The 3,716-nt window shown below is 41.2% G+C and carries 2 protein-coding genes and 1 pseudogene; 2 read left to right on the top strand and 1 reads right to left on the bottom strand.

The window, feature by feature from the left end; translation table 11 throughout:
* Window positions 1-91: 91 nt before the first annotated feature.
* Window positions 92-2,098, bottom strand: coding sequence for an alpha-ketoacid dehydrogenase subunit alpha/beta (locus tag ACZFYI_RS17150; RefSeq protein ID WP_462525351.1), 2,007 nt, complete (start codon window positions 2,096-2,098; stop codon window positions 92-94).
* Window positions 2,099-2,235: 137 nt separating this feature from the next.
* Between ACZFYI_RS17150 and ACZFYI_RS17145 the strand changes: the two genes are divergently transcribed.
* Window positions 2,236-2,781, top strand: a complete 546-nt coding sequence (locus ACZFYI_RS17145; protein WP_462525350.1) for a helix-turn-helix domain-containing protein — start codon at window positions 2,236-2,238, stop codon at window positions 2,779-2,781.
* A gap of 484 nt (window positions 2,782-3,265) precedes the next feature.
* Window positions 3,266-3,716 (top strand): annotated as a pseudogene (locus tag ACZFYI_RS17140) (hypothetical protein); the annotation flags it as partial.

Below are 3,716 nucleotides of genomic sequence, written 5' to 3'. Positions count from 1 at the left end.
TTCGTACCTCGGATTCAAGATGACGTCAAAATCTCATAACCTTGAAACTTTCCAACCTTTTAACCCTTTAATTTTCCAATTTTCCAATCTTTTAATATTCTTCCAGCTTCCTCAACTTCTCCTTAAACCTTTCCACCGGCAAAAAATTCTTTTCCAGACTTGGAGCAAAAGGAACAGGGGTATCCAAACTTCCCTCCCGCATGACCGGCGCATCAAGCATTTCAAAACAGTTCTCAGAGATCCAAGCCACTATCTCCGAACCGATTCCTCCTGTGAGGCAATCTTCCTGAAGGAAAATCACTTTTCCGGTTTTCTTCACTGTTTTTTCTACAGCTTCTTTGTCCCAAGGGAGTAAAGTCCTCAAATCCAAAATATCTGCTGAAATCCCCAATTCCTTCACTGCCGCCTTTGCCCAATGAACGCCCATGCCGTAAGTGATGATACTGAGGGTTTCGCCTTCGTGTACCAAGTTGGCTTTGCCAATCTCGACGGTATAATAGTCATCAGGAATGGCTTCCGAAATGGAACGGTAAAGTGCTTTATGCTCAAAGTACATGTATGGATTCGGGTCTTCAAAAGCCGCATTCAGCAATCCTTTGGCATCGTAGGGATTGGAAGGATAGACGATTTTCAGTCCCGGTGTATGAAAAAACCAAGCCTCATTGGATTGGGAGTGGAAAGGTCCCGCAGCAACTCCGGCACCGGTCGGCATTCGGACCACGACATCTGCGTTTTGTCCCCATCGGTAGTGGATTTTGGCGAGGTTGTTTACAATTTGGTTGAAGCCTACAGACACAAAATCTGCAAACTGCATTTCCACCATAGACTTATATCTCTTGATCGACAGTCCCAAAGCTGCACCGATGATGGCACTTTCACAAAGCGGAGTGTTCCGTACCCTGTCTGCACCGAATCTGTCTTTGAATCCATCTGTAATCTTAAATGCCCCGCCATAAGTTCCGATGTCCTGACCCATCAGGATGAGGTTTGGATACTTTTCCATGGATTGGCGGAGGCCGTCGGCGATGGCATCCAAGAAGCGCTTTTCTGTTTTCTGATCTGATTTTGGAGTGATTACTTCCTGCTGAAATGGCGCATAGATATCCGCCATTTCCTCAGTAGTATCTGCGCTAACTGCTTCTTCGGCAAAGGCAATATCCAATCCTTTATTGATCGCAGCTTTTATTTTTTTATTGATTTTTTCTTTGGCTTCAGGATTCAATACTCCTGATTCCTCCAAATACCTCTCGTAATTGTCCACCGGGTCTTTGAGCGCCCATGTTTCCATAAGTTCCTTGGGAACGTACTTTGTACCCGAAGCTTCTTCATGCCCTCGCATCCTGAAAGTGATGGCTTCCAAGAGAACAGGCCTTGGGTTTTTTCGGATATCTTCCGCCAGATTTTTGATGGTATCATAGACTTCCAAGACATTGTTTCCATCCACCCGAACAGCCTCCATTCCGTACCCTGGTCCTTTTTCGGTAAAATATTTGAAAGCAAACTGCTCCTCACTTGGCGTAGATAGACCGTATCCGTTATGCTCGACGACAAAGATTACCGGGAGTTTCCAAACTGCAGCTACATTGAGGCCTTCATGGAAATCCCCTTCTGAACTTGCCCCATCTCCTGTAAAAACCAAAGTGACTTTGTTTTCTTTTGAAAGTTTATGTGCCAAACCAATCCCGTCTGCAATCGCCATCTGTGGTCCGAGATGGGAAATCATCCCGACGATATGGTGTTCGTTGGTACCAAAATGAAAGGAACGGTCTCGGCCTTTGGTATAGCCAGATTTTTTACCCTGAAACTGCGCAAAGAGCTTTTCCAATGGAAGATTCCTTCCTGTAAATATCCCGAGGTTGCGGTGCATGGGCAGGATATATTCGTCTTGCTGTAGGGCATTGACAGCACCGATGGAAATGGCTTCCTGACCCCAACCGCTAAACCATTTGGAGATTTTCCCTTGACGGAGGAGGATGAGCATTTTTTCTTCAATCCTTCTTGGCATCAAAAGAGATTCATACAAATCCAATAAAGTCTTGTCCGAATAGGATTTTCGATCAAAAACCATGGCTTGTGCTTCGGTGCTGGGAGTTGGCATAGGGTTTATATTTTGATGCCAAATTAGCTGAATTTAGCTTTCTCCCAAAGGTTTGGACAGAACTTATCTTGTACCAAAATGGGTTATGTTTACTTAAATCCAAATCTTTCATTCAATAAGCAAAGGAGGAAATATTTATGGTAGATATCCTGATCAAAAATATGGTTTGTCCACGCTGTATCATGGCAGTGGAAAATGTCCTGAAGCAACAAAATATTGGGTTTGAAAAGGTAGAACTTGGGAAAGTGAGGTTAAATACCCAAATGGATGAAGTTGCCTACGGGATCTTTGAAACCGAAATTGAAAAGCTCGGCTTTGAAATCTTGAAAGACAGGGATGTGCAGCGCATAGAAAAGATCAAGAACCTGTTTACCCTCTTGTTTCAGAGAGAGGAAATCCCTTCGGGCTTAAATATTTCCACCTATATCAATTCCCATATTCCGGAAGATTACAGCATGCTGAGTCACCTTTTTAGCAGCATGGAAGGAATAACAATTGAAAAATATTTTATCGGCCTCAAAATCGAAAAGGTAAAGGAATGGCTTTTTTACGAAGAACTGACCTTAAGCGAAATGGCTTATAAACTAGATTACAGTTCGGTGCAGCATCTTTCTTCCCAATTCAAAAAAACAACAGGGCTAACCCCGAGTGAGTACAAGAAGCTAAAGAGGAGGGAGATTTGAGAACCGAGATACTAGAAGCGAGAAGCGAGAGAAAAAAGTATCAAGTACTAAGTACTAAGTACGAAGATGTCGGTTGTCTATGGCTAAAAAATGTTGACTTTCAATTTGAAGGAACATTGAAACCTTTAAACCTTGTAACCTTCCAACCTTTTCTTTCCAATTTTTCAATTTTTGAATCATTTATAAAAACAGCAAAGGCGTCGATTCCCATCGACGCCTAAAAGTAATGCAAGGTTAATGAAAAAGTTTTCGTTTGCTGTACGACTTCAAAAGTAGAAATAAACCTTTGCCCAATCAGAAATCAGCCGTTAAGGATACTTTAATTTAAACCAAAAATATTCTCCAAAAATTAATATTTAAATAATATCAGGGACTGGTTAATAGGTCAATCGAAAGCGTTTTGTGTAATCTTTATTTTTAACAGGAAATTATTTTTACCTTGAGGAATAAGAATTCAGCATGTTTTTCCAAAAGAACTAGACTTATGACACTTATTCAAAACCTCCTTTTGCTTTTAACTTTTTTATTTATATCGGGCATTATTCAGCCTGAAAGAAAAACAACAGTAGAGATCAGGGGAGACAAATTTTACATCAATGGAAAACCAACTTATGAAAACCGGGTTTGGGAAGGCAATCAAATTGAAGGTTTATTGATGAATTCTAGGATGGTTCAGGGAATTTTTGATGACCTCAATCCGGAAACAGTTTCCAATTGGGAATATCCTGATTCAGGAAAATGGGACCCTGATAGAAATACCGATGAATTTGTAGCCAATATGGAGCAATGGAGAAAATATGGTTTACTCTCCATTACGATTAATTTACAGGGAGGAAGCCCTTTTGGATATTCCCAAAGTCAGCCGTGGAATAATTCCGCCTTTACAGAAAAGGGGGAATTGAGGGTTGATTATATGAAGCGATTGAAAAAAATTC

Source organism: Aquiflexum sp., from assembly GCF_977115555.1.
The sequence above is the reverse complement of the archived record's forward strand: the minus strand, read 5'-3'. Positions and strand labels throughout refer to the sequence as shown.

Excerpts from the sequence above, each read along its gene's own strand:
- ACZFYI_RS17150 (WP_462525351.1), bottom strand. The coding sequence starts at position 2,098 with ATGCCAACTCCCAGCACCGAAGCACAAGCCATGGTTTTTGATCGAAAA.
- ACZFYI_RS17145 (WP_462525350.1), top strand. The coding sequence starts at position 2,236 with ATGGTAGATATCCTGATCAAAAATATGGTTTGTCCACGCTGTATCATG.